The following is a 25,657-nucleotide window of genomic DNA, read 5'->3' as shown; positions in this document are numbered from 1 at the left end:
CCTTATCTGATACAACTAGTATGGTAGTATGGCGAGATAAACAAAAGCCTAAACGCCCTATACTTTGGTTGAAGGTAACGCACATGAAACGCCAGCTTTACACGGGTTCAAACTATAAGAAATCAATAAACATCAACGACCTTGAACGCATCGCCAAAAAAAGACTGCCGAACTTCGTGTTTGAATATGTGTATGGCGGAAGCGATGACGAACATACGCTGCATCATAATCGCACTGTGTTTGATCAATACCTGTTTGAACCCAGAACAATGACAAAGGTGGGTACGCGGGATTTAAGCACCACACTGTTTGACCGCTCTTACCAAATGCCAGTAGCGATTGGTCCAACAGGCTTTAACGGTATGCTGACGCGTGATGGCGACCGAAAACTTGCCTGTGCCGCCCGCGATGCGAATATCCCGTTTGTGCTGAGCAATGTCTCTACCACCGCCATGGAAGATATCCAGGCCATTGAAGGCTTGACGGCGTGGATGCAGCTGTACTTCTATCGTGACCGAGCCTTCGTAAAATCGCTTATCAAGCGCTGCCAGGACGCCCGTTTTGAAGCCATTGTGATCACTACGGATAGCGCCATTTACGGCAACCGTGAGTGGGACGTGCGCAATTTCCGGCGGCCCATGAAACCCACCTTCGCCAACCTGGCACACATGATGACCAAGCCTCGCTGGATGCTGGATGTGTTGCTGCCCGGCCTACCTACCTTTAAAAACCTGGATGAGCTTCTGCCACCGGAAAAGCGTGGCGCCCAAGGCGCATCGCAAATTATCGGCTCGCAGTTGGACCCGTCGCTTAACTGGGAAGACATTGCCTGGTTACGTGAGACGTGGCCAGGCAAGATAATTCTCAAAGGAATTCTGGCGCCGGAAGAAGCCGAGCAGGCCGTAAAACTTGGCGTTGACGGTATCGTACTTTCCAACCACGGTGGAAGACAGCTCAATCACTCGCTCTCGCCCATGGATACCCTGGCCGACGTAAAAGCCTGCGTAGGGGAACGCTGCCATGTGTTTGTGGATAGCGGGTTTCGGCGCGGCACCGATATTATAAAAGCATTGGCGTTAGGCGCAGACGCCGTTTGGCTTGGAAGAGCGACGCTTTACGGGCTTGCGGCGGGTGGCCAAGCGGGTGCAGCGCATGCTTTAAACCTGCTGAGAGGAGAAGTAGACAGAACGTTAGGCTTATTGGGTCACACCAATATAGAGGATTTAACCTCAGCATGCCTGGTCAAACGACCTCGTTGAATTACTTATGAAACCTCTGATTACCTATGAACGCAATTGCGTATGCTCAGCGCTTGCAATTGCGTTTAAAAACCAGGTTACTGACATAACAACATTAACGATCCATACATAAAAACCCTCTCTATTACGCTATTGCTTATCTTCTTTCATGCTGCATAAACCAAGCCAGAAACGTTAAAAGAAAAAGAGCAACCTGCGCCACAGGGTTTAAAAAATATTAAAGATCCTCTTCTCCTACGCAAAACACCCACTTAGATCCTATTATCAAACAATGGCTAGCATCATCAACTACTTATTAAGCGTGAACGCCTTTTCCGGCTACTCTTCAAACTAATTGAGTGTAAAGGCGCATCTTCATAAAGGAGGTACTAACGTGAGCATACCGAAATTTAAAGAGTGCATCGAAGCCTGTAATATATGTGCGGTCTATTGCGATAACTGCGCGGCCTCCTGCCTTCAAGAACCCAACATTGAACACATGGCTGAATGTATTCGGTTAGATATTCAGTGTGCACAAATTTGCCGGTTGGCCGTCTCCTTTATGGCCCAGAATAGCGAATATGCTCAGGATGTCTGCCAGCTGTGTGCGGATATCTGTCAAAAGTGCGGTGATGAATGCGACCAACATGACGCAGAGCACTGCCAAGAGTGCGCCCAAGCATGTCATCTGTGCGCCAGCCTATGTGCATCAATGGTGGCATAAAAAGGCAGCGCTGCTAAACCCAGCCCTTCATTTGGAAAATAGCTGATTACGCCTAATGTATAAAGTGAGCAAGGCTTGAGCGACCCTATGCTCACTTTTTTGTAAGCCTTATTAATGAGCGGTTATCTACATCCCCTTAACGGGAGCGGCTATACGATGCAAAGCAAGGATAGCTTTATATCATGCGTTTTTCGGACCCACATGCTGCTCATTTGTGCAGTTTTCGCTTTGGCAGGTTGCCGTTATCCAGCCAATATTGAACGCCCCATGACAGAGATGCAGGGCGGGGAGCTGAACGTTGGCCTTTCCGAGAACCCGCCTTGGGTCATACATACTGACCAGGGCCCGGCAGGGCTGGAAGTCGACATCATTCGTGCGCTTGCAGAAGATATGGATGCCACCGTTAACTGGCACTGGGATAGCGAAGGAAACCTGTTAGCGGCGCTCTCCCAATACCAGCTTGACCTGGTGGCCGGAGGGCTTACTCAGGATTCAAATGTGAGCGCCCTCGCCACCCCCACCAAGGCCTACTATGAGAGCCGCTATTCAGTCGGGGTACCCAGAAGCACTTCCTTACCCAGCCATCTTGAAGGTGTTGAGGTCGCCCTTCCTGCCGTTAATCATATCGCCCATGCGCTTAAAAAAGAGGGCGCGATTCCCCGCCCCACTTCAGATATTGATGCACTAAACCAAGCGGTTGCCAACCCCTCCTGGTGGCTGCATGCGCACAACTATCAGGTTGGAGAGTGGGAAATCGCCACCGACCAGCATGTTATGGCGCTACCCAAAGGAGAAAATGCCTGGATGCTGGTCGTACAGCGCCATTTAAATAGCTACCCCGGTATTGAACAACGCCTTCAACAGCTGGAGGCTGAACAATGAAAATACGCAAGCTTTATCACCTGCCTCCAGAGAAACAGCAGGATCTCGACTATCTGATCCGCCTTGAATGGTGGAATTTAGCGTTTCGTCTTTCCATTGTAGCGGTACTGGGTTCGGTACTGGGCAGCAGCCAGGCAATGAAAGTCGCATGGCTGGAAGACATGCTTTCGCTCATTCCGCCTATCGCTTTCTTGCTGGCCGTCCGGTTGCGCAATCGCCCGCCTAATAAAACCTACCCTTATGGGTATCAACGCGCCACGATCATTGCCTTTTTATGCACCGCCACTGCACTAAGCGCGATGGGCCTGTTTTTACTAGGAGACTCGTTGCTAAAGCTTGCCCACCAGGAGCACCCCAGTATCGGCGCCATCACGCTGTTTGGTGAGACGGTATGGATGGGCTGGGTGATGGTTGGCGTGCTTATCTACAGTGTCATTCCGCCGGTTATTATCGGGCGCTTACAGACCAAAGCCGCCGCCAAAGTGCATGAAAAAACCGTCTTTGCGGATGGCAAAATGAGCAAAGCTGACTGGATGACCGGGATGGCTGCCATTGTAGGCGTGCTGGGCGTAGGGGCCGGTTTTTGGTGGGCAGACGCAGTTGCTGCGGCCATTATTGCCCTGGATGTTACCAAGGATGGCATTACCAATTTAAAAGAGGCCGTAGGCGACCTGCTTGATCGCCGCCCTCACTTTACGTCTCGCGAAAAGCCGGAGCACATGGAAGAAGCACTTGAGACCGAGCTTTGCGCCATGCCTTGGGTAGCCACCGCCTCGGTACGCTTACGTGAAGAAGGCCCCATCTTCAGCGGCGAGGCCTTTGTCACCCCGCATAGTAATGATGATTTGGCGCAGCATCTGAAAGAAGCCTCTCAACACCTTAATAATTACGACTGGCGCATTTATGAAGTTGTCGTTACCGCATGGCCCAATGAAGAGCACACACCTTCCCCCGCCAATGCCACTCCTTCATAACTGCTTTTTCATGACTCTTTTTTCATAATCCTTTTTTCATAACCCCTGTTCCAGAACCGCTTTGGTCCAGCGGATTAACGATGATCTAAACCCAAGGCCGCCTCTTTCGCATTCACCCACGGCGAAGGAGGCGGTTCGGTGCTCTTCGACTAAGCGATGTCTAACGCCTTCGCCGGGCCGAAGTGTTCGAAGTGGCGGTGTGACTCGGGCACACCCAAGCGAGTCAGGCTTTTATCCACCGCACTCATAAAGCCATGAGGCCCGACAAAGTAACAGCGCTCGCCGGACACGATATGTTTCGCCAAGAGCTCATCACTGATACGCCCCTGGTAGTCACCGCTGTCATCCTGCTCAAATACGGTGACGACGCTTAACTGCTCAGGATACGCGTGCGCCAATTCCTGTAGCGTGGTCGCAAAGGCACGGTGCTCAGCGTCTATCGCGGCATGCAGATAAGCAACCTTACGGCCTTGCTGCAGCGCCTCTTGAGCAATCGGCAGTAAGGGCGTTTGACCGATACCGCCACTCACCAACAACAGGGGCTCATCGCCCGGTACGAGTGTCATTTCACCCGCTGGCGGCAGCAGCTCAATCGTATCGCCTACGTTGAGTTGGTCATGAAAATAGCGGCTGGCAAGCCCGTGAGGTTCACGCTTGATAGACAAGCGATAAGAACGCCCATCCGGCATACCTGACAAGCTGTAATGGCGATGTACCGGCTCGCCATCAATCATAAGCTTCACGCCGATATACTGGCCGGGCGTATAGTTTGCGACTGGGCCGCCATCTTCAGGCACCAGGATGAACGAGCGAATAACGCTACTCTCCTGCTGTATTTTTTCAATACGAAAACGCCGTGTGCTGCGCCAGCCGCCAAGGCGCTGCTCGAACTCCTGGTAACGCTGCTCTTCAAGCTCGATCAACAATTCGGCAAGCTCCTGGTACAACGCCCCCCAGGCATCCGCAACTTCAGGCGTCACCGCATCGCCCAGCACCTCACCGATAGCCTCCATCAGGCACTCCCCAACAATCGGGTACTGGTGCGGCTGAATATCCAGCGAGATATGCTTATTAACCACGGTTTCCATAATGTGGCGCGCCGTTTCAGGATTCTGGCGAACCTGCACATACGCCAGAATGGAACCTGCCAGCGCCCGTGGCTGCCCGCCATTTTGCTGATGCGTCTGATTAAAAAGCGACTTTACCTCAGGATAGCGCTCAAACATTAACGGATAAAAGCGCTGGGTAATCGCATTGAGATGTTCAGCCACAACGGGGGCTGTAGCAGCAATGACCTGTTCTTGTGCCGGAGTGAGCATGGCGGCCTCTTCCCTATAGCTTAAAGATTCATTTTAAATGCACCTTTAAAATATCAGGTTTCAGCAAGCCTTGGCATGAGCTGCGTCAATAAATCGCTCCTCATGGGGAAAAGAAAAACGCCAACAACGCTGATGCCACCTATTGAACACAGAATTTAGGCAATGCACGCCCAGCGCCTTCCCTGCGATTAACAGGGCTACTTTTTATCAGCGCGTACCCGGCGTTAGATCACCGTAATGCACAGCGGTAACCGCATTTTTTGGCGAGCCATCCACCAGCTTTGTGCTATAGGTCAGATACACAAAGGTTTGTGTTTCAGTATCATGCATGCGCACTACGCGCATATTCTTGAAGAGCACCGAGCGGCGCTGGGTGAACACCACCTCTTGCGAATCTATCTCATCGGGATTAAAAACAATCTCGCCCGTTTGCCTGCAGGCCACGCTTGCTTCGCTGGCTTCTTCAGCAAGCCCAATCGCGCCTGAAATCCCACCAATCTGGGAGTAGGAAATATAACAGGAGATACCCTGCACTTTCGGGTCATCGAACCGCTCGACTTCAATGGTATTGTTAGGCCCCAGCATTCTGAACTCGGTGCGCACGCTACCAATATGCGCCTCCTGAGCCAATAACGAGGCAGGAAGCAGAGCAAGTAAACCCGCCAACGATGCACTGGCGATACGGTTAGGCGACAACATGGGCAGTGTCCTTGAGAAGCGACGAGGTAATAAGTAGGCGACGAGCATACCTGAGTGCGCCTATTCAGGGGAGCCGCATTAACCCTAATACCGAAATGGGCCAGCAAAGAGAACGCCCGCCTTGTGTATCAATCGTTTCTCAACCCTTCGGTTCGATACAGCATATTCACTTCAACAACGCGGCCTTCAACTAAATGGCAGTAATCACGTTGAGTACCACCAGATTCACGACTGCGCACTTCCCCACCCTCACGTTCGCAGTACTCAACGGCATAGCGGTGTGCTTCTTGTGCACCATCCGCCGTACCTTGCGTTGAACACCCAGCCAGTGCAATGGCTATCAAAGCCAGCAGGCCATAACGAGCCATTCGCACCTCCCTTTGCGTCAATGTGTTGAACAGCCTTCATTGGCGTCCAAGAACGCCTGCGCCTGGTTCACTATAGTCAATATTCTGGCTTTCCCGGGCCAAAGGAGAACAGCCAAGGCCGTTATACCGCCGCTGCCATCAAGGCGCTGCCCGCGCGTGACCGGTTAGGGGCGTTGATCGCTTGCGTGATCCACTCCCCCGTTCTTGCTAGCGCGTTTAAATTGATGCCTGACGCAATACCCAAACCTTCAAGCATATACACCACATCTTCGCTGGCCACATTGCCAGAAGCCCCTTTGGCATAGGGGCAGCCACCCAAACCGGCGACAGAACTATCAATAACGCTTACGCCCTCTTCCAGCACCGCATAGAGATTAGCAAGTGCTTGGCCGTAGGTATCATGAAAGTGGGCGGCCAGATTATTCACCGGTACTTGGGCGGCAACAGCCCCCAGCATACGCTTGGCTTTGGATGGCGTGCCGGTGCCAATCGTGTCGCCCAGCGACACCTCATAACAGCCCATCTGGTATAGCGCCTTGGCCACCCGCGCCACCTGTAAAGGCTCGATTTCTCCCTCATAAGGGCAGCCAAGCACGCAGGAAACATACCCTCGCACGCGCAGCCCGGCCTGGCGCGCACGGTCGACCACCGGCTCAAAGCGTTCGAGCGACTCGGCAATAGAGCAGTTTATGTTCTTGTGCGAGAAGGCTTCGCTCGCCGCACCAAATACAGCGACCTCTTCAACACCACACTCAATCGCCGCTTCCAGGCCTTTCAGGTTAGGCGTCAAGGCTGAATAGACAACGCCGGGGCGCCGCTCAACACCCTGCATTACTTCCCGGTGATCAGCCATCTGCGGCACCCAGCGAGGCGACACGAAGCTCGCCGCCTCGATATTGGCACAGCCCGCCTCCACCAGGCGCTGGATGAACGCAAGTTTCAGATGAGTCGGCACGCGCGCCTGTTCATTTTGCAAACCGTCGCGCGGGCCGACCTCGACCAGACGCACAGAGGATGGCAGGGTCATGTCTTCTCCTTATCCGTGACGCAACTGTTCAAGAAGCTGTTGGGCGATATCCACACGCACCTTACCGCCATCCACAAGCAGAGCCGCGATCCGGTCAACTTCCTCATTTTCGGCCCCGGCCATCACTGCGATATTCTTGGCGTGCAGCGCCATATGGCCTTTCTGAATACCTGTGGTTGCCAGCGCCTTCATGGCGGCAAAATTTTGCGCCAACCCTACTGCGACGATAATACGCGCCAAGCGATCCGCCGTTTTTACACCCAGAATATCCAGGCAATGCCGAGCACTGGGATGCGAGCGAGTAGCGCCGCCCACCAGGCCTACCGGCATGGGCATTTCCAGCGTACCGGTCAGGTTCCCTTCGCTATCAGCCTCCCAATGTGTCAAGGAACGGTAGCGCCCGGTACGCGCGGCGTAGGCATGCGCGCCCGCTTCCACCGCACGAGTATCGTTACCGGTTGCCAGCACAACAGCACTCACCCCGTTCATGATGCCTTTGTTGTGGGTGGCTGCCCGATAAGGGTCCTGATCAGCAAAGCGATACGCATTAAGCATGCTGTCACGTACCGACTCGCCGCCAAGATCTTCGAGCTTCCAGGTAGCACGCGCACGCGCAATGCGCCGATCTGCAAGATTGGAAAGAATACGCAGGCAACTGCGGCCACCGCTCCACTCTGCCAGAGAAGGCGCGACGGCTTCCGCCATCGAGTTGACGGCATTAGCGCCCATGGCGTCACGCACATCCACCAGCAGATGCACGATCAGCATGTTGTCGAGCACGCGCACTTCCAGCTCGCGAAAACCGCCCCCGTGCTGCAGCAACACCGGGTCGGTTGCATCGCAAATGCTTTTTACCTGCTCAAACTCGGAAAGCAGCCGGAGGCGCGCAAACTCAGGATTGGGCACATCCAGTAATTGCACCTGTGCAATCATGATGGGTTCTGACGTATCGGTATAAAACCCACCCGAGGCGCGACACTGCCTGGCCGCATTACACACAGCAGCGACCACGGAGGACTCCTCGGTCGCCATGGGCACCAGCTGTTCCTCGCCATCAATGACCAGATTGGTAGCAACCCCGATGGGCAGGTTCAGCGTACCGATAACGTTCTCGATCATGGCATCGGCAGTGGCTGACGAAATATTGCCCGTATCGGAAAAATGCGCGCGAACCTCGTTGCCAAGCCCGGCTATTTCAATGACTTTATCGAGCCGCTCGCTGGGGGGAAGTTGATAAAAACCGGGAATGCGTGATGTGCTGTGTGCCATTGATAATGCCTCTGATCAATTGAGGTTGAATAAGTAAATGTGCCTGAAGCAGGCGGTTTACCAGGACGCTGCATATGCTTCAGGCATGAACCAAACGTATTAAGCAAGCAGCCCTAAAATCCACGGTGCGGCATATAGCGTCATGAACTGCACACCGTAGTTGACGCCCCACCGGTTGAGCAGACCCGCCATCAGTGCCAGCACCATCACGCCCAAAATGCCCATTACGCCAGCATCCATATAAGCGAGCAGCATGACCAGCGAGAAGAACATCGCCAGAAACGCTTCGTGGGGAATGTGCTTGAACACAAAGATGCAGATACGCCGCGCGTACCGAACCGCAATCGGGTAAGTAATCAGCAAAGCGACACCGGCGCCCAAGATGCTGGCGATGGTAATTTCAGAAAAACTCATCAAGTGGTGAGCGTTCTGCTCAAGCGTCAGCACCGGCGGTGCGTTGAAGAAGGCATTGCCCGGACCAATCGCCATCGGGCTCATGGGAATGCCCAGCGCCGCCAAGGGAATCAAGATGCCCGCGATGTAAGAAGCATTGGTGACCGCATCCATTGACGAGAGCGCTCGGCTGGCCTTATTAACCGTGCCCTTCACCCAGCTCGACATTACTTCGCCCAGAAAGATCGTGATGCCCACTGGGCTCATGAAGAACGTAACCGAGCCCAGTACGGAGCTTGCCGCGGCCGAGGCGGTTTCCTGGCGCGTCAGGATACGAAACGGATTAGGTAGCTGCCCTTTTTCATCGTCACCGTAGATCTGGATCTGCTTGGGCTCAGACTCCACCATTTTATGGCGCTCACTGTTGACCGTAAGCTGCGCCAGATTAAACATCATCGGACCAATGGTGATGCCCAAAAAGAACGAAATGAAGACCGTCTGTCCTTCTGGAATGACGCCCATTCCCCAATACAGGTGCCGTAACCCCTGGATCAGAGCCGCCAACAGCACAATACTGATCAGACTGATGACTTTCTCCTTGCTCATCAGCGCCAGAAATACGGCACCGCCAAAGAAAATCTGGCTGGCGTACTGGCCAAGCACATCGGCTAGCGGCGTTAACAGAAAGGCGAGGAACAGGCTGATGGGTATTGCGACGAGCGTGCCGATGACCGAACCGGAGGCCATTTTACGAATCGCCAGGGTAGCGTGCCCTTCCCGCTTTAGAATCAGCGCGTGCTCGACCATAGGGGCCGACATCACCCCGCCCGGTATACCGGCTACCGAAACGGGGATAGAGTCGGTCAGCTTCTTGGCAACGATTGCCGCCATAAAGAAAGCCAGCACCACGGGAAGCGGTATACCTGCGACCACCAGCGCCAAGATTACGGGGGCCAGTACGGCGGTTTCATCAGTACCCGGCGCAACGCCAATGGCGGTATAAACGACGACAGCAATAATAGCGGCCGCCAGCATTTGAAGTAATAAGACGGGATCCATTACTACGTCTCCTCACCGGTTTGCAGCTGCCGCTTAGGGCGAAACAGCAGCGCATTGATGAAGAACCCCAGAATAGCGCCGCTTAGCCCCAGAATAAGCGGAAGCGGAGGCTGCGCCGGGGCAAGCAGATAGCCGCCTAGTGTTAACGGCGTGGAAATACACAGTGACAGCAGGAGGTCTCTCCCACTCACCGTGTCATCCCACACATTGAGAAACCGGTTCTTTTGTTCAGCCATAGCGTGTCTCCTTGAATTTATTATGGATGTTTCTTTTTTAATGCCGCTCATGATGGGTAAACTTGCTGATTACTGACAGGTACAGTTAGCGAGATTGTACGAGGTACTGTACCTATCAAAAGAGAGGTACACTGATTTCACCGGGTTGGGTTTAGCCCATTTACGGGAGGCACCTACCATGTCGAAATCCAGACGCGTGGCTGACACCATCCTCAAGGCTATCGAAGAAGGCCGCCTGGCACCCGGTGCCAGGCTCGCCTCTATACGCGAAGCCGCCCGCCAGCATGGGGTTTCGAAAAACACGATTGTTGATGCCTATGATCAGCTGATTGCACTGGGCAGGTTGCGCGCCCGGCAAGGAGCCGGTTTTTTTGTTACGCAGCCACCCGCGCTTGAAGCGCTGGAAAAGACCCACGAGCTCAATGAAGCTGTTGATAGCGTCTCGCTTTTGAGAGAGCAGTTGGTAGGTAATTTTCAGGTGCGGGTAGGCGACGGCCGAGCACCCGCTAGCTGGATGGGCGGCGCGGCGCTTGCACGGCAAGCCAAGCGGCTAACATCCATCGGCAATGATGATATCGAGTACGGTGCCCCACAAGGGTATCTCCCACTGCGTGAAACGATTGCCAGGGTATTGGCCGGGCGCTCTATTCATGCTTCCCATGAACAGGTACTGCTGACCTTCGGCGCCAATCACGCTTTCGATCTTATTATTCGCCACCTGATCGCCCCGGGTGACCGAGTTCTGGTGGAAACACCCGGCTATTACCCGTTGTTCGGCAAGCTGCGCTTGGCCAAGGCGAAGCTGATTGGCGTTTCGCGCAGCCACGAAGGGTTGGACCTTGATGACCTTGAGCGCAAAATTATTCAATACCGCCCCAATGTTTTCTTTCTACAGCCCAATGCTCACAACCCGACGGGCTCTACCCTTTCACTTAACCAGCTGTACCGGCTACTGACTCTCGCGGAGCGCTACAACCTGATACTGGTAGAAGACGACGCCTTTGCCGACCTGCTCCACCGAGGAAGCGCCCACCTGGCGGCCCTGGATGACCTGAGTCGCGTGATTTACGTAGGCACGTTTTCCAAGACGCTTTCCACCGGCATTCGCTCGGGCTATTTAGCGGCAAACCCTGCGCTGGTTAATGCACTTACCGATATCAAAATGGTCACCGTCGTTAACAGCTCTACCTTCAGCGAGCGCCTAATTCACGACATGATTAACCACGGGCGTTACCGCCGCCATCTGGTACAGCTGCGCGAACGCATTACCAAGGCCAGCGCCAGTACCATTACCGCGCTGAAAGAGGTGGGGCTTGAGAATATAGAGGGGCCAGGGGAAGGTTATTACTTATGGGCGCGCCTGCCGAACAACATTGATGCAATGCAGCTAGCCAAAAAAGCCTCGGACGAAGGTATTTTCATCGCCCCTGGCAGCATCTTTTCACTACGCCCCAATGGACCGGATGCATCGTCCATGCGTATGCATATTGCCTACGCTAATGATCATCGGTTTTTGGGGTTTCTTGAGCGTTGGTTGGGGTAGGGTTTGGCGGCTATAAGGGGCACAATTCATCACTTAAGCCACTTATAAATAAAATTTTATCTTATTATAAAAGTCTTCCGCATACCTTATCGCATACTATACGTAATGTGGTAGGGCCCTTCTATCACTCTGCTGCCGAAAAGCCATCTACTTTTCATAGGGGCTGTTACCGCCTCCTTCGCTATAAATAATCTCAGTCTAAACACTTCAGGCGCTTCCCGAACACGCTAACAAAAAAGCCTCAGCGCAATGGCCAGGGGTTCTTCGTGCTTAATGCCACTGCCTTAGCCAGCTCACCACTTCGCAGGCAACACTTTCTTTGAGCACGTTTCAAACCCTACCTTGCCATCGATAAAAGCAGGCGAGCGGGTTAGTTGGGGAATGAGAACTCCTATCGGCGAGCTTTGTGATAATGGCATGCATTAATGGATGAATCACATATTCCCCGAGCCCTATCACGAATGGAGTCAGGTAGCGGTACTACTGCAGCCGGTATTCCTATGCGGGATCAGCCTGACATCAGACCATCATAGTTCTGTCACGCCTCTGACACTTCTTATCCCTAGCCTCTTGTCCACTGAACAATGAGTAAAAGGGGCTCCAACCATGACAGACAGCGTCGTGCTTACGAACATTACCAAGAAATATGCCGACAATGTCGTTCTGAATGGCATCTCCCTCGACATCCGCCCAGGAGAATTCCTATCGCTAGTTGGCGCGTCAGGCTGCGGTAAGTCGACCCTCCTGCGTATCATCTCCGGCCTAGAGGAATCGGACAGCGGCACCATCTCTATCGGTGAGCGAAATGTTACCCATCTAGAGCCGCAGCAGCGCGATGTGGCAATGGTCTTCCAAAGTTACGCCCTCTACCCACATATGACCGTGGCCGAAAACATCGCTACTCCCCTGCGTATGTCCCGTCTGAATGCTCTCTCTCGACTGCCGCTGATCGGCATGGCCACCCCCGGACGTCGCAAGATACTGGCAGCGATCAAAGCGGAGGTCCATGCAGTAGCCGCCCAGTTGCAGATTGAGGCTCTGCTCGGGCGCAAGCCAGCTCAGCTCTCCGGCGGACAACGGCAGCGCGTGGCACTGGCTCGTGCCATGGTCCGTCGGCCAGCCGTCTTTCTTATGGACGAACCGCTCTCCAATCTAGATGCCAAGCTGCGCGTGCACATGCGTACCGAGCTCACTGAACTGCACCGCCGTCTGGACACTACCTTCATCTACGTCACCCACGACCAAGTGGAGGCGATGACCATGTCTGACCGAATCGCACTGATGGCGGACGGCAATATTCTCCAGCTCGGCACGCCCAATGAGCTCTACCACCACCCAGCCACTCTGCAAGTGGCGCAGTTCATTGGTTCGCCAGCAATCAACTGCTTCGAAGCGCCAGTTGCCAACGGCGCAGTTACGTTGCAGGGCCAGCCGATGACAGGCTTAAGCGTGGGAGAGCATCGCAGCGTGGTAGTGGCAGTACGTCCCGAAGCGCTGCGTCTGAACGCCGAACCGGGTGACATGGCACTGCACACCACCGTTCGACGCCTAGAGCTCCAAGGCGCCGACTGTTTCCTGATCGCCACGCAGAAAGATCAGGACCGCATGCTGCATGCCCGCCTCTCCCCTGAAGAAGCGGTCAAGATTGATGTCGGCCAGAAGATCATGCTTTATTTTCGTCCGGCGCTAGCGCACTTCTTCACAGAGGATGGCTTGCGCATTGAGCCTACCGTCGAAAGTCTGAAGACAGCGGCTGAAGAGTCGCGTGCCGAGGTGTTTGCATGAGCGGTATTGTCGAGACTACTGCCGTACCGGCGACACGGTTAGCAGACGCGGCGGGGCTGCCCCAGGCTCGCCGGCGCCAGCTCAAGGGCTATGCCTTCGCCACGCCGGCAGCGCTACTATTACTGTGCATTTACATCGTTCCACTGATCACCCTGCTGGTAATGAGCCTAACGGATTATCGCCTGGGCGCCGTGGTCACTCAGTTCGTCGGTCTGGATAATTTTTCGCGAGCCTTCTCAGACCCAGTGTTTCGCCGAGCTTTTACTAACACCCTGCTCTATGTGGCGATCGTAATCCCTCTTGGTGTCGGACTGGCGCTGCTTATCGCCACGCTAATCCACAGCCGCGTACGCAGCCGCTCCTTCTACGAGGTGGTCTACTTCCTACCAGTGACCTCAACTCTTGTGGCGATGGCGGCTGTGTGGCAGTTTATCCTACACCCACGCCTCGGCCCGGTTAACGCCGTCCTAAAGTCGTTCGGGATCGGCGAGATCGCCTTTCTCTCGAACCCAGCGCTAATCATCCCCACTCTCGCCATCATCGGCGTATGGCAAGTCATCGGTTTCAACATCATCCTGTTCCTCGCTGGACTATCGGCGATCCCACGCGATCTATACGACGCTGCCCGAGTAGATGGCGTGAGTCGTCCTCTTGATCGTTTCCTGACAGTCACTTGGCCTATGCTTGGCCCCACTGTGATGTTTGTCGCGGTGACCACCTCAATCACAGCCTTCAAGGTGTTTGAAACAGTAGCAGTGTTGACCCGGGGCCGAGACGGATCAGAAGTTTTGCTCTACGCACTTTATTTAGAGGGGTTCGAGTACTTTCAGATGGGCTACGCCGCAGCTTTGACTCTAATTTTCCTAGCCTTCGTGCTGTTCCTGTCCATCGGGCAGGCACTTCATCTCGACCGTAAGGTGCACTACTGATGACTGATGTTCGTCGCCCCCTAACTGGGTATGCCTGGCGCCAGCTGTTACCCCACGCGGTGCTGATGACAGGCGCTCTGTTCATACTGCTGCCTTTCTATTGGATGCTACTGACCTCGCTACGCGCACCGGCTGAAATTTTTAGCGTTAGCCTATGGCCGATCCCTCAATCCTTCCATGCTTTGGATAACTTCACTTCGGCCACACAGGCAGTGCCACTGTTCAGATTCATGCTCAACGGCGTTATCGTCTGCTGCAGCATTCTCATCGTGCAACTGCTGGTGGCTATCCCAGCCGCCTATGCCTTAGCCAAGCTGCCGTTTCCCGGCGCTAAATTGTTTTTTTCATTGGTTATCGGTGCGCTGTGCATCCCGATGCAAGTGCTGGCACTGCCGATGTTCATTGGTCTGGCATGGGCCGATCTGCTCAATACCTATTTCGCTATGATGGCTCCCTTTTTCCTCTCAGTGTTCGCCATCTTCCTTTTCCGTCAAACCTTCAAATCCTATCCAGACGAGATCATCCAGGCGGCGCGGCTCGACGGCATGAGCGAAATGAGTATTTGCTGGCGCCTTGTGGTGCCTTCAGCGCTACCGGCGATTGCAGCCTTCACCGTATTCTCCATGGTGGCGCACTGGAACGACCTCTACTGGCCAATGATTGTCATCTCCGACATGCGATTAGCCACTCCTCCACTCGGCATGCTGTTTTTCGCTGATGCCGAGGCTGGAACTAACTACGGTGCCCTCATGGCCGGAGCCACGGTACTAACCATGCCACTGGTGATCTGTTTCCTACTCGCGCGCCGCCAGTTCATCGAAGGAATCACGATGACCGGTGTGAAGTAGGCGTTATACCCAACCGCAACTGGAGATTAATTAATGAAATTTCGTTATCTCGCCGCCATGGCTACGCTAGGCACCGGCTTGGCTCAGACTGCTGCCGCCGAGACCGTCACCCTCGACGTACTGCACTGCAACGCCAGCTTTTCACGCTTTCACCAGCCCATCGCTGACGCCTTTATGGCCGAGAACCCGGACATTCATATCAACTTTCTTGCGCCCTGCGCCGACTATGACGCTGGCCATCAGCAAATGCTGCGTTTTGCGGTGACCAATAATCTGCCCGACCTCTACTTCTCAGGCTTCCACCTACTTGAGGAACTGACCCAGTCGTTGGCGGAACGTGGTCAGATACAGGATTTGCAGCCCTATCTCGACGAGCTGGGCGAGACATTCATCGCTGAAAACTACGACCCTAATATCTTGGCGTTGGGCCATGTCAATGGTTCCCAGTACGGCCTTCCGGTCAACGCCTCTTCGCCAATCATGTACTACAACATTGAGATGGTACGCGAAGCTGGCGGCGATCCCGACAACATGCCCGATAACTTTGATGACCTGATCGAACTAGCGGCCCGCATCGACGCGCTAGGCGACGATATTAGCGGCCTTTCTTACGACGTACATGGCTGGAGCGATGACTGGCTCTGGCAAGCGCTTCTCTACCAGCAAGGGGGTTCGTTACTCAACGCAGAACGCGATGGTGCCGGCTTCGATAACGAATTCGGACTCAACGCCTTGACATTAACCCAGCGCTTCGCCACTGAGGCCGGCATGGAGGTAATCGACCCAGACCAGTCACGGCAGCAGTTTGGCGCAGGACTCACCGGCATTATTTTCGATACGCCAGCCCGCCTGCAGACCCTTAACGGACTCGTAGGCGAACGTTTCGAGTTGGGCACAACAACGTTCCCTCTTAACGATAAAGAGCAAGGAGGGGTCCCCACCGGCGGCAATGCTGTTGTGGTTACATCCCAAGACGAGACACAGTTAGAAGCGGCGCGAAAATATGCATTATTCGTCACCGGTCCAGAAGCACAGGCCATCGCCGTCAAAATCACCGGCTACCTGCCAACGAACCAGCTTGCCTTGGGCGATAACTACCTGGCTCCCTACTATGAAGCCAACCCGAATGCCGCTACCGCCACCCAGCAGGCCGACCGTTCACTGCCTTGGATCGGCTATCCGGGTGGCGAGTCGGTGCGTATCTGGCGTACCCAGCGCGATATCATCAGTCAGGTGATGCGCGGCGAGGTAACTCCGGAAGAGGGTCTAGACCGCATAGTCAGTGAAACCAATGCATTGATTCGCTAAGCACGCTCTGCGCTAAGCCCGGACGGCTCGCCAAGTATTAGCTTTGGGGCGTCAGGAATCCCACAATTGGGAGCGCCAACGCTCCTCTTTATATTGAGAAGAATACTCCTATCATGAAGATTATCCAGATCACCGATACCCATTTCGTACCACCAGGGAATACACTCTATGGGCTAGATCCTGCCGCCAGCCTGCGGCGCGCTGTAGCAGATATAAATGAGCATCATGCCGATGTCGACCTCGTCGTCGTTACAGGCGACCTGGCCAACGACGGAGACGAGAGCGCCTATCGGTTGCTGTGCGATACTTTAGCTCCGTTGCCCTGCGAAGTAAGGTTGCTGCTAGGCAACCATGACAACCGCGAAAACTTCCGCCGCGTTTTCCCAGAGGCGCCGGTAGACTCTCAGGGCTTTATTCAGTCAGCACTCACTACATCAGATGGTACATTGCAGTTACTATTCCTTGATAGCCACGAGCCAGCGACTATCGGTGGAAAATACTGCCACCTGCGTCTTGATTGGCTTGCGACTGAATTAGCCAAGACCCCAGATATACCAGCGGTGATCTTCATTCACCACCCCCCCTTCGATACTGGTTTTGCGCATTTCAAGCATATCGGCTTCCATGATCCCGAAGCGCTGCTAGAGGTATTACAAAACCACCCTGCTGGTATAAGACATATGTTTTTCGGACATATTCATATCTCGCTTTCCGGTATTACCGAAGATGGTATCTCCTATACTTCGGGACGCGGCGTAAGCCACCAATTTATTGTTGAGCCCAAGGACCCAGCCCCCTATTGGACCGCTGGCACAGGCCCAAACTACACAGTCATAACCCAGCGGGGTAAGGAGCTACGCGCCATGCACGTAGATACGCTGGATGCTCAATCGCTAGTCAGGTCCAGCGAATGTTCCGGCCCCTGACATAATCCCAATGAGCACCAAGGTTTGTTAAAAAAACCGAAAAACCAGCGATAGGTGACGTTGGTCTGAATCTCGCGCATCAACTGGTGCTCACTTCGAATACCGAACAGGTAACCGATAAGCAACGCCTTGAAGAGCAGCACGCGGCCGGGCGCAGGCCGACCGTTATCTGCACAGTAGAGATGCCGCGTTTGATCAAGGATGAAACCAAAGCCAAGGACTGCCTCGATCTGACGCAGCAGATGGTTCGATGGCACGATTTCTTCAAGCGTTACCATCTCAAGCTAGTACTGATGCGGGGAGACTAGAAGAAGTGGCATAGCCCAAACGCCACTCACGGCGGCCATCGGGCCAGATCCTAAGTTCTAATCCCATGCCATCTGAGAGGGTAACAATTTTCGTGCCAGGCTTAGTTGCGTTTATCTGACGGATAGTTAGCGCCATACGGGTATACCGAGCGTCTTCGAATGGAGGTCTATACCGTACTGTATACCACTTGGAAGCGGGATTTGGAAGGAACACCGAGGAACAACGGGGAGCTAAAAATCTATGTCTTTCAGAGTATTACACTCTATTTTTGGCCTTCTCAGGACTGCTCAAGAATGGCCGTTGGCGTCCCTGGCAGGAGTCGAACCTGCGACCTGCCGCTTAGGAGGCGGCTGCTCTATCCTACTGAGCTACAGAGACTTTGCTTGCAGAAGGGGCGCACAGTATAACGTGTTACAGATAACACTCCAACCCGCCTCTGCCCTTCTTACACCCAGCCCAACAAACGCAGCGCAAAAATGCCCAGTGTTACCGAAATACTGGCCATTAAGGTGGTGATCGCAATGATGTTGGCGGCCAGGCCTGCGTTGCCGCCCATGGCTTTTACCATGACAAAGCTGGCGGCGGCGGTGGGGCTGGCAAAAAAGAGGAACAACAACCCCAACTGTTCGCCTTCAAAGCCTAACAGCCAGGCAGCTACGGTAGAGAGCACAGGTAAGACGGCCATCTTCATAATGCTGGAGCTCACCGCAATGTCGCTTTTATCTCGAATGCTGGACATCGAGAGCGTTGCGCCAATACAGATCAACGCCAACGGTAGTGTGAGCGACGCGAAATAATCCCCAGAGGTCATCACCCAACTGGGGAGCGAAATGGAAAAAGCGGTAAACGGTAAGGCCACAATCACTGAAATAATCAGCGGATTCGCCGCAATATGCTTGAGAATGCTGCGCCAATTAGCGGCTTTTTCTGCTTGATACGCGGCCAGTACCACCACTGATAGCGCGTTGTACATAATAATGACCACACCAACCAACAGGCTGCCCGTTGACAGCCCATAGTTGCCGTACATGCCCGCTGCCAACGCCAGCCCAACGACACCGCAATTACCGCGAAAGGCTCCTTGAACATAAATCCCGCGCTCGGCATAAGGAACGCGAAAGTGTGCCCATAGCCAACTCAACACAAACTGCCCCAGTGTGGCGATGGCAAAAAACACCATTAACGAGATATCCAGCGCAACGCTAATATCGGCTTTAATCAAACTTAAAAAGATCAAGGTGGGCAGCGTGGCTTTAAATACCAACGCAGACGCGGTGGTGACAAAAGTGCGATCAATCCACCCCAGGCGCTTTAGGCCAATCCCCAGAAAAACCATGGCAAACACGGGTAAAGTGATATCAAGTGTTTGAGTAAACAATTCAAGTAGGTTCACAGTGTTGCCTCAGCCAATTCAGCGTGCCCTTTCAGTTTGCGGTGGCGGGTAGTTTATCGAATGCATATCAAGAAAGGCAGACGCCGGACAGCATAGCTGTCGTGACCTAATAACGTAATCAAAGAGTTCCTGAAGGGTCTGGTCGGTCGCTGCGTTGACTACCACGCTGTTGCGCCCTTTTCCTTTCGCTTCATAGCTTGCGGCATCTGCCCGCGAAAGTGCGTCATCGACGCTGGCATCCCGCTCATCAAAACTGGTCACGCCAACACTCGGCGTTACCCGATACTCTTTGCCTGAATGGACAACCGTCACCTCACTGATCGCCTGGCGTAGTGCCTCCGCAATGGTTTGCGCCTGCCCCAGTGTACAGCTTGGCAGTAACACACCAAACTCATCGCCCCCTTGGCGGGCAACGTGGTCGCTACGCCGTACTTTCCACGCCACTATTTGAGCAATTCGGCGTAGCATCTCATCCCCCAGCGCATGGCCACCTTCATCGTTAATGGGCTTGAAACGGTCCAGATCAAACATTAACAAGGCAGCAGGTTTGCTGGTTTTTAGGAAATCGGCAAAGGCTTCTTCCAGACGACGCTCAAACCCGCGGCGGTTTAAAAGCCCCGTTAACGAGTCGTGTTCGGCCTCCCAGCGCTGAAGCGCTTCCTGCTGACGACGTTCGGTAACATCTTTCACCACCCCTACTAGACCCAGCGAATGGCCGCCCTGAGCAAGCACAACGACTCTGGCATGAATATCCAGCCACAGCATTTCGCCTTCAACGTGGGTAAATCGCATTTGGCGGATAAAGTCATTGCCATTTTTCAAGCTGTTGATCCACATATTCCTGACGCTCTCGCGATCATAGGGGTGGATCTGATGTAACAGGGCTTCCATCGTCCAGTCAGGGGTAACGCCCAGCATTTCTAACAGCGCAGGGTTTATATAGGTAATCGTGCCATCGAAGCTGGCCACAAACATGCCTTGTGGAGCAGCGTTCAGCACGGAGTCTAAAAACGCCTGGCGCTCCTGCAGGTGGTCAACCAGGGTCTGGCGCTCCTCCTCGACGCGATTAAAGGTCGTGGCAACCTGCTGTAACTCTTGCATAGTGGTCGCAAGGCTTACGTTCTTGCGCAACCCGCTTCCCACTTCACCAATTTGAGCCTCAAGATGGTTAAGGGGCGTCAAGATACGCGCCAATATCCACCACAGTAGAGGCATGATGAGGACAGCTAAAAGTAGCCACATCCACCCTAATTTACGGATAAACCCGGAGAGCGGCAGCTGCGCCTGCTCATTAGGTAAATAAAGCCCAATGACCCAATTGGCAGGCCAAACTTGAGCATACGCCTGGAGCCCTACTCGCTCACTCAATAGGGTGCCAACGCCATCACCCTGCCAACCATCAAGCGCCAGATCCAATAACGGGTTAAGATATTTGCGATCAATGGAGGTGTTAACAAGTTGAGAATCGGGGTGGTAGAGTATCATTTCAGAGGCGGTGACCACCGCTGCATAGCCTTGTTCGCCTAAACGTACTTTTGCCAATCGATTAAATAATCCACCCGCATCCAGGCTTAGTACGCCACTGGTAACGCCCATGAACTCTCCCCGCTCATCAATGCGAGGCACACTTACCAAAACGAGAGGCGCTTGGCTTGCACGTCCTATAAAGGGTTCACTGACATAAGGTTGCCGCGTACCGCGCAGCATTTTGAAAAACTCTGTATTCCTGTTATCAAGCCCTACGCGTCCGATTACGGCAGGCCAGTCAGCAATTATATCTCCATCACGATTGGTGACCACGATGCCTTCAAACCATGACAGTAGCGTATCGTTATTACGAAGTTCATAACTTAGCCCGCTCGGGTCATCAGCGTAACCGATAATATTGTTTAGCCGCTGCAATGCATCGAAGCGAAGCTCAACCTGCTGAGTGATCTCATCCGCCAGCAACCGTGCTTCATAACGCAGGTGGGCCATGTTGGTTTCAAGAACCATAGTCTTACCCACCTGCCAAGCCAAGCCTAACAGCAGGGTAACCAGCAACAACAAGGTAGCCAAAAGCCCCAGCAATAGCCGGCCTTTGAGCGTCCCGAATGAAATTGTTTTTCTTAGCAGGCGAAACAGAGGCACTAACGATCCTTTTTTAAAAACTTCTCTATGCCATACAGCTCTAACACTCTGTTTCTACTACAGAACCTAATCAAAACAGAAAACCTTCTCGCACCGCATTAAATTTAATTAAATCGATTATTAAGCTTCATGACTATAAATACAAATTTCTATAGTCATGTAAGTACTTGCCGTGACTAATTGATAAGCAGGGCTGTTTCACGTATGTTCGCTCGCCTAACTTCTTGCTCCGTTACGAATGACAATATTTATGGCAAAAAGAACAGCAGGTTATTCATCATCCGGTATTGTTAAAATTAACGCGCTCCCCGCCTTGCTGTCTGATTTTAGCCACTTTTCACGTTTACAGCCACTGCAAAAAAAACCAGATGCAGTTATTGGATGGGGCTTAAAGCCCTCTAGCCTCCGGGCGCGACGTTATGCAAAACGCCATCAGCTACCCTATATTGCCTTGGAAGACGGCTTTTTACGCTCGCTTGGCTTAGGGGTAATGGGCTACCAAAGGCATAGTCTGGTGGTCGATCACACCGGTATTTATTACGATGCTTCAAAACCTTCCGATTTAGAAAACTGGCTGAACAACGCCACTTTTACTATCGACGAAATCAACCAGGCTGAACGGTGTATTCATCAGCTTACCCGCTACCGCCTTTCAAAGTACAACCATGCGCCAGATGCTGCTTCAAGCAATTCACCCCAGGAGAGAGTGCTGGTTGTTGATCAAACCGCAGGCGATGCCTCTATTGAGTATGGGGGAGCGAATGCGGATAGTTTCGAGCAAATGCTGGCAACAGCGCTTACCGACCACCCTACGGCTGAGATTCTGGTCAAGATTCACCCGGATGTTATCGCAGGCAAAAAACAGGGCCACCTGCTCAGCGCGCAAAACCACCCCCGCTGCCGCGTGATCAGTGAAGACATTAACCCTTGGGCATTATTTGATCAGATTGAAACTGTATATGTCGTGACCAGCCAGCTCGGTTTTGAAGCGTTGCTGGCGGGCAAGTGCGTTCACTGCTTTGGCCTGCCCTTTTATGCAGGCTGGGGGCTCACCGAAGACCGGCTAACCTGCTCGCGACGACATAAAAAGCGCACGCTTTATGAAGTATTCGCGGCAGCTTATCTGCGTTATACGCGCTATGCCAATCCGTATACGCTAAAACCTGCCACGCTAGAGGAGACCATTGCGCTAATTGCCGACCAAAAGCGCCAGCAGGAGCGGCTACGCGGCAAGTGGATAGGCTGTGGCTTCTCCTCGTGGAAGCGACGCTTTATTCATGACTTTTTAGGCGGTGCCGCACAGCTTACGTACCAGAAAACGCTGCCTGAGGCGCCACCTTCACAAAAGCTTTTAGTGTGGTCCAGCCGTATTGATCACACCTTCGAGCAGCAGTACGCCGCACTGATGCCCCATTTATGGCGCATTGAAGATGGCTTTATCCGTTCGGTAGGCCTGGGGGTTGATCTTACTCAACCGCTTTCACTGGTCATTGATGCTCAAGGGATCTATTACGACCCAAGCCAACCCAGTGACCTGGAGTCGCTGCTTGAATATTCCGATTTTAGTGACGACCTACTAGAGCGTGCCGACCAACTACGAGAGCGTTTAGTGGCATTAAAGCTCTCCAAATATAACGTGCGCGGCCACGACACTCTTGAGCTGCCCAATAACCGGCTGATAATACTCGTACCCGGCCAGGTCGAGAGTGATGCGTCCATTGCCACTGGATCGCCGCATATTCGTACCAACAGCGCGCTTTTACGTGAGGTGCGCCGTACTCACCCCCATGCGTTTATTATTTATAAGGCACATCCCGACGTGGTCAGCGGTGCTCGCATCGGAGCACTCGAACCCGATACTAAACACCTGTATGATCTGGATGCCAGCCATGTGGAAATCACCACGCTACTTGAGCGCGTCGATGCGGTTCATACCATGAGTTCGCTGACAGGCTTCGAGGCGCTATTACGTCACCGCAAAGTACATACGTATGGCATGCCGTTTTACGCAGGCTGGGGGTTAACACAGGATGCCATGCACTGCCCGCGCCGTTCTCGTGCATTAACGCTTGAGGCGTTGGTGGCAGGCACGTTAATCCTTTATCCATGTTATGTAGACCCATTGAGCCACCAGCTTTGCAATGCGGAAACCGTCGTTAGCCTCTTAGAGCAGGCACGCACACAGCAACCGACGCTGACATGGAAGCAGCGCCTCTACCGGCTTTACCGTAATTTATTGATTGGAAGACACTGAGTTGAAGTCAAAGCGCGCATTCTTATTCTTACAAGGGGTCTGCTCGCCCTTTTATCAACGTTTAGCACGTCGCTTGACAGAGGACGGGCACCGCGTCGTAAAGGTTAACTTCAACGCTGGCGATATTGCTTACTGGCAACGTACCCGCAGTGAAAACTACCTGTTTCGTGAATCATTAAGCGAACTGCCTGACTACATAGCATCGCTCTGGCAGCGCCATGCGATTACCGACCAGGTCATGTTCGGTGACCGCCGCCCTATCCACCGGCCCGCGGTAGAGAACGCCCCTGCGGCAGGGGTACGCACCCACGTGTTTGAAGAGGGCTACTTTCGCCCATTTTGGGTAACGCTTGAGCGCGACGGCGTAAACGGTCACTCACTCTTACCCCGCGACCCCAGCTGGTTTTATGAAACGGGTAAAGCGCTCCCCCCATTACCCCCACCGGTGCGTTTTAGATCATCATTCAAGATCCGCGCCATGCACGATGTCAGTTATCACTTGGCGGGGTTAGCCAACCCCTTGGTGGCACCGCACTACCGAAACCATGCACCGATTACTGCGCCGGTTGAATATGCAGGCTATATCAAGCGTTTTACGCTATTAAAACTGTGGAAAAAACAGGATGCCCAGCGCATAAAAACCTTGATTGAAAGCGCCAAGCCCTACTTTATGTTACCGCTTCAACTCAATACTGATGCCCAAATTCGTGACCACTCACCCTATGCCAATATGCAAGAAGTGATGGATCATGTGATGGGATCGTTTGCAGAACATGCACCAAGCGATGCCCTGCTTTGCATCAAGAATCACCCGCTGGATATGGGGCTGGTCAATTACGCCAGAATTATTGAACAGCTTTCCCAGTTTTACGGCTTGCAAGGTCGTATCGTCTACCTGGAGTCCGGTAACCTGGACGTGCTGATTAAACATGCTGTGGGCACTGTGACGGTTAACAGTACCGTCGGCTTTGTTTCTTTGGAAAAACAGTGCCCTACGTTTGCGCTAAGCGACCCCATTTACAATCTCGCCGGGCTTACCTATGAAGGCAGCCTCGACGAGTTTTGGAATCGGCCGCCGCCGCCAAGCCAAACGTTTTTCACTTACTTCCGTAATACGGTGATGCATAGCGTTCAAGTAAACGGCGGTTTTTACTGCCAGCCTAGCATTGACCTGGCCGTTAACAATGCAGCGCGCATACTGGAAGCCTGCCCATCGCCGCTGGAGAAACTACTTTGAGTGCCGCTCCACACCTCACCACAGCTGAGCGCTGCGTGCTGATTACAGGCGCAACCGGTGCTATAGGTGGTGCCTTGGCACGCGCCTATGCCGCCCCGCGCACTCACCTGGTGTTGCATGGCAGGCAACAAGACGCACTATCCCGCCTGGCGGATGCTTGCCAAGCGCTGGGCGCTCAGGTGACAACCAGCTCGGTTGACCTGGTCGATGAAGAAGCACTCAAGCAGTGGCTTCATACACTGCGTAAAGATCACCTGCCCGATATTGTGATCGCCACCGCTGGCAAGAACACCCATCCTCAAACAAACGGGGCATTAGAGCCCTGGGAGGATGTTCAAGCGCTTCTGGATATCAATCTGAAAACACCCATCGCCATGGCCCAGCATTTGGTGCCCGCCATGCAAAAACGAGGCAGCGGGCAGTTAGTGTTGATTAGCTCGCTCGCCGCTTGGCACGGCCTGCCTACCACTCCTACTTACAGCGCCAGCAAAGCAGGGATTAAGGCTTATGGGGAAGGCTTACGCGGGCTGCTGGCCCCTTATGGTGTGGGGGTAACGGTCGTAATGCCGGGCTATGTAACCTCGCCCATGTGCAATGCCATGCCAGGCCCCAAGCCTTTTGAATGGCCGCCAGAACGAGCTGCCAAGGTGATTAAGCGGGGCATTGAAGCGAACCGGGCTCGTATCAGCTTTCCGTTCCCACTCAATTTTGGCTCCTGGTGGCTAGCCGTACTTCCGGCCGCTATTTCACAATGGCTCATCAAACGCCTGGGCTTTAACCATACTGACCATTCGGGGAGCGATTGAT

General features: G+C 53.5%; 22 protein-coding genes, 1 tRNA gene and 1 pseudogene. 13 read left to right on the top strand and 11 right to left on the bottom strand.

From position 1 onward, the window contains the following. Positions 1-83 precede the first annotated feature (83 nt). From ACT3TC_RS00590 to ACT3TC_RS00575, 4 genes are all read left to right on the top strand, one after another. Positions 84-1,259, top strand: a complete 1,176-nt coding sequence (locus tag ACT3TC_RS00590) for an alpha-hydroxy acid oxidase (RefSeq protein ID WP_193053862.1) — start codon at positions 84-86, stop codon at positions 1,257-1,259. 373 nt (positions 1,260-1,632) lie between these two features. Beyond that, a complete protein-coding gene (locus ACT3TC_RS00585) occupies positions 1,633-1,962 on the top strand; it encodes a four-helix bundle copper-binding protein (protein ID WP_192528543.1) in 330 nt (109 codons plus the stop codon). 267 nt (positions 1,963-2,229) lie between these two features. Further along, entirely contained in the window at positions 2,230-2,844 is a 615-nt protein-coding gene (locus tag ACT3TC_RS00580) for a transporter substrate-binding domain-containing protein (RefSeq protein WP_444638747.1), read from the top strand. Next, entirely contained in the window at positions 2,841-3,818 is a 978-nt protein-coding gene (locus tag ACT3TC_RS00575) for a cation diffusion facilitator family transporter (protein WP_444638746.1), read from the top strand. The genes ACT3TC_RS00580 and ACT3TC_RS00575 overlap by 4 nt, the downstream gene beginning before the upstream one ends. A 149-nt stretch (positions 3,819-3,967) precedes the next feature. Here the strand turns inward: ACT3TC_RS00575 and hmpA are convergent, their stop codons facing one another. The 7 genes from hmpA to ACT3TC_RS00540 all read right to left on the bottom strand — a co-directional run bounded on the left by hmpA (position 3,968) and on the right by ACT3TC_RS00540 (position 10,188). Continuing rightward, positions 3,968-5,137, bottom strand: coding sequence for an NO-inducible flavohemoprotein (gene hmpA / locus ACT3TC_RS00570; RefSeq protein WP_444638745.1), 1,170 nt, complete (start codon positions 5,135-5,137; stop codon positions 3,968-3,970). A gap of 207 nt (positions 5,138-5,344) precedes the next feature. Beyond that, on the bottom strand, positions 5,345-5,836 hold the full coding sequence (locus ACT3TC_RS00565) for a CreA family protein (RefSeq protein WP_444638744.1): 492 nt from the start codon (positions 5,834-5,836) through the stop codon (positions 5,345-5,347). A 128-nt stretch (positions 5,837-5,964) separates the two neighbouring features. Next, positions 5,965-6,204: a DUF333 domain-containing protein gene (locus tag ACT3TC_RS00560; RefSeq protein WP_193056252.1), complete on the bottom strand. Its 240-nt coding sequence runs from the start codon at positions 6,202-6,204 to the stop codon at positions 5,965-5,967. A gap of 121 nt (positions 6,205-6,325) precedes the next feature. Beyond that, positions 6,326-7,231 (bottom strand): hydroxymethylglutaryl-CoA lyase, encoded by a 906-nt coding sequence (locus ACT3TC_RS00555; RefSeq protein WP_444638743.1) that lies wholly within the window; start codon positions 7,229-7,231, stop codon positions 6,326-6,328. A gap of 9 nt (positions 7,232-7,240) precedes the next feature. Further along, a complete protein-coding gene (locus ACT3TC_RS00550; RefSeq protein ID WP_444638742.1) occupies positions 7,241-8,500 on the bottom strand; it encodes a hydroxymethylglutaryl-CoA reductase, degradative in 1,260 nt (419 codons plus the stop codon). Positions 8,501-8,599: 99 nt separating this feature from the next. Further along, entirely contained in the window at positions 8,600-9,952 is a 1,353-nt protein-coding gene (locus tag ACT3TC_RS00545) for a tripartite tricarboxylate transporter permease (RefSeq protein ID WP_192528551.1), read from the bottom strand. Positions 9,953-9,954: 2 nt separating this feature from the next. Further along, on the bottom strand, positions 9,955-10,188 hold the full coding sequence (locus ACT3TC_RS00540) for a hypothetical protein (RefSeq protein WP_193053870.1): 234 nt from the start codon (positions 10,186-10,188) through the stop codon (positions 9,955-9,957). Between the two features lie 178 nt (positions 10,189-10,366). Between ACT3TC_RS00540 and ACT3TC_RS00535 the strand changes: the two genes are divergently transcribed. From ACT3TC_RS00535 to ACT3TC_RS00510, 6 genes are all read left to right on the top strand, one after another. Continuing rightward, positions 10,367-11,731, top strand: coding sequence for an aminotransferase-like domain-containing protein (locus ACT3TC_RS00535; RefSeq protein WP_444638740.1), 1,365 nt, complete (start codon positions 10,367-10,369; stop codon positions 11,729-11,731). A 606-nt stretch (positions 11,732-12,337) separates the two neighbouring features. Then, positions 12,338-13,516 (top strand): ABC transporter ATP-binding protein, encoded by a 1,179-nt coding sequence (locus tag ACT3TC_RS00530; protein ID WP_444638739.1) that lies wholly within the window; start codon positions 12,338-12,340, stop codon positions 13,514-13,516. Continuing rightward, a complete protein-coding gene (locus ACT3TC_RS00525) occupies positions 13,513-14,445 on the top strand; it encodes a carbohydrate ABC transporter permease (RefSeq protein ID WP_444638738.1) in 933 nt (310 codons plus the stop codon). The genes ACT3TC_RS00530 and ACT3TC_RS00525 overlap by 4 nt, the downstream gene beginning before the upstream one ends. Then, on the top strand, positions 14,445-15,293 hold the full coding sequence (locus tag ACT3TC_RS00520) for a carbohydrate ABC transporter permease (protein ID WP_444638736.1): 849 nt from the start codon (positions 14,445-14,447) through the stop codon (positions 15,291-15,293). Before ACT3TC_RS00525 ends, ACT3TC_RS00520 begins: the two co-directional genes overlap by 1 nt. Positions 15,294-15,326: 33 nt before the next feature. Then, the gene (locus ACT3TC_RS00515) at positions 15,327-16,601 is read left to right on the top strand and encodes an ABC transporter substrate-binding protein (protein WP_444638734.1); all 1,275 of its coding nucleotides are present in this window, start codon (positions 15,327-15,329) and stop codon (positions 16,599-16,601) included. 113 nt (positions 16,602-16,714) lie between these two features. Next, entirely contained in the window at positions 16,715-17,527 is an 813-nt protein-coding gene (locus tag ACT3TC_RS00510; RefSeq protein ID WP_444638733.1) for a phosphodiesterase, read from the top strand. Positions 17,528-17,559: 32 nt separating this feature from the next. Here ACT3TC_RS00510 and ACT3TC_RS00505 read toward each other — a convergent pair. The 4 genes and pseudogenes from ACT3TC_RS00505 to ACT3TC_RS00490 all read right to left on the bottom strand — a co-directional run. Further along, positions 17,560-17,805 (bottom strand): annotated as a pseudogene (locus tag ACT3TC_RS00505) (transposase); the annotation flags it as partial. Between the two features lie 332 nt (positions 17,806-18,137). Beyond that, positions 18,138-18,214: transfer RNA gene (locus tag ACT3TC_RS00500), tRNA-Arg, on the bottom strand. 67 nt (positions 18,215-18,281) lie between these two features. After that, a complete protein-coding gene (locus ACT3TC_RS00495) occupies positions 18,282-19,229 on the bottom strand; it encodes an AEC family transporter (protein WP_444638732.1) in 948 nt (315 codons plus the stop codon). Positions 19,230-19,247: 18 nt separating this feature from the next. Then, positions 19,248-21,359, bottom strand: a complete 2,112-nt coding sequence (locus ACT3TC_RS00490) for a diguanylate cyclase (protein ID WP_444638730.1) — start codon at positions 21,357-21,359, stop codon at positions 19,248-19,250. Positions 21,360-21,609: 250 nt separating this feature from the next. Between ACT3TC_RS00490 and ACT3TC_RS00485 the strand changes: the two genes are divergently transcribed. From ACT3TC_RS00485 to ACT3TC_RS00475, 3 genes are read left to right on the top strand one after another with little or no spacing between them, the layout of a single operon-like run. Beyond that, entirely contained in the window at positions 21,610-23,613 is a 2,004-nt protein-coding gene (locus ACT3TC_RS00485) for a capsular polysaccharide biosynthesis protein (RefSeq protein ID WP_444638728.1), read from the top strand. 1 nt (position 23,614) lies between these two features. Continuing rightward, positions 23,615-24,850, top strand: coding sequence for a capsule biosynthesis protein (locus tag ACT3TC_RS00480; RefSeq protein WP_444638726.1), 1,236 nt, complete (start codon positions 23,615-23,617; stop codon positions 24,848-24,850). Then, on the top strand, positions 24,847-25,656 hold the full coding sequence (locus ACT3TC_RS00475) for an SDR family NAD(P)-dependent oxidoreductase (protein ID WP_444638724.1): 810 nt from the start codon (positions 24,847-24,849) through the stop codon (positions 25,654-25,656). Before ACT3TC_RS00480 ends, ACT3TC_RS00475 begins: the two co-directional genes overlap by 4 nt. Position 25,657: the final 1 nt, after the last annotated feature.

It is taken from the genome of Halomonas sp. AOP27-A1-41 (genome assembly GCF_052378605.1).
In the GTDB taxonomy this organism is placed as follows: domain Bacteria; phylum Pseudomonadota; class Gammaproteobacteria; order Pseudomonadales; family Halomonadaceae; genus Vreelandella; species Vreelandella citrativorans.
The sequence above is the reverse complement of the archived record's forward strand: the minus strand, read 5'-3'. Positions and strand labels throughout refer to the sequence as shown.

Coding starts and splice junctions, on each gene's coding strand:
- ACT3TC_RS00590 (WP_193053862.1), top strand. CDS start 84: ATGAAACGCCAGCTTTACACGGGTTCAAACTATAAGAAATCAATAAAC.
- ACT3TC_RS00580 (WP_444638747.1), top strand. CDS start 2,230: ATGACAGAGATGCAGGGCGGGGAGCTGAACGTTGGCCTTTCCGAGAAC.
- ACT3TC_RS00575 (WP_444638746.1), top strand. CDS start 2,841: ATGAAAATACGCAAGCTTTATCACCTGCCTCCAGAGAAACAGCAGGAT.
- hmpA (WP_444638745.1), bottom strand. CDS start 5,137: ATGCTCACTCCGGCACAAGAACAGGTCATTGCTGCTACAGCCCCCGTT.
- ACT3TC_RS00565 (WP_444638744.1), bottom strand. CDS start 5,836: ATGTTGTCGCCTAACCGTATCGCCAGTGCATCGTTGGCGGGTTTACTT.
- ACT3TC_RS00560 (WP_193056252.1), bottom strand. CDS start 6,204: ATGGCTCGTTATGGCCTGCTGGCTTTGATAGCCATTGCACTGGCTGGG.
- ACT3TC_RS00555 (WP_444638743.1), bottom strand. CDS start 7,231: ATGACCCTGCCATCCTCTGTGCGTCTGGTCGAGGTCGGCCCGCGCGAC.
- ACT3TC_RS00550 (WP_444638742.1), bottom strand. CDS start 8,500: ATGGCACACAGCACATCACGCATTCCCGGTTTTTATCAACTTCCCCCC.
- ACT3TC_RS00545 (WP_192528551.1), bottom strand. CDS start 9,952: ATGGATCCCGTCTTATTACTTCAAATGCTGGCGGCCGCTATTATTGCT.
- ACT3TC_RS00540 (WP_193053870.1), bottom strand. CDS start 10,188: ATGGCTGAACAAAAGAACCGGTTTCTCAATGTGTGGGATGACACGGTG.
- ACT3TC_RS00535 (WP_444638740.1), top strand. CDS start 10,367: ATGTCGAAATCCAGACGCGTGGCTGACACCATCCTCAAGGCTATCGAA.
- ACT3TC_RS00530 (WP_444638739.1), top strand. CDS start 12,338: ATGACAGACAGCGTCGTGCTTACGAACATTACCAAGAAATATGCCGAC.
- ACT3TC_RS00525 (WP_444638738.1), top strand. CDS start 13,513: ATGAGCGGTATTGTCGAGACTACTGCCGTACCGGCGACACGGTTAGCA.
- ACT3TC_RS00520 (WP_444638736.1), top strand. CDS start 14,445: ATGACTGATGTTCGTCGCCCCCTAACTGGGTATGCCTGGCGCCAGCTG.
- ACT3TC_RS00515 (WP_444638734.1), top strand. CDS start 15,327: ATGAAATTTCGTTATCTCGCCGCCATGGCTACGCTAGGCACCGGCTTG.
- ACT3TC_RS00510 (WP_444638733.1), top strand. CDS start 16,715: ATGAAGATTATCCAGATCACCGATACCCATTTCGTACCACCAGGGAAT.
- ACT3TC_RS00485 (WP_444638728.1), top strand. CDS start 21,610: ATGGCAAAAAGAACAGCAGGTTATTCATCATCCGGTATTGTTAAAATT.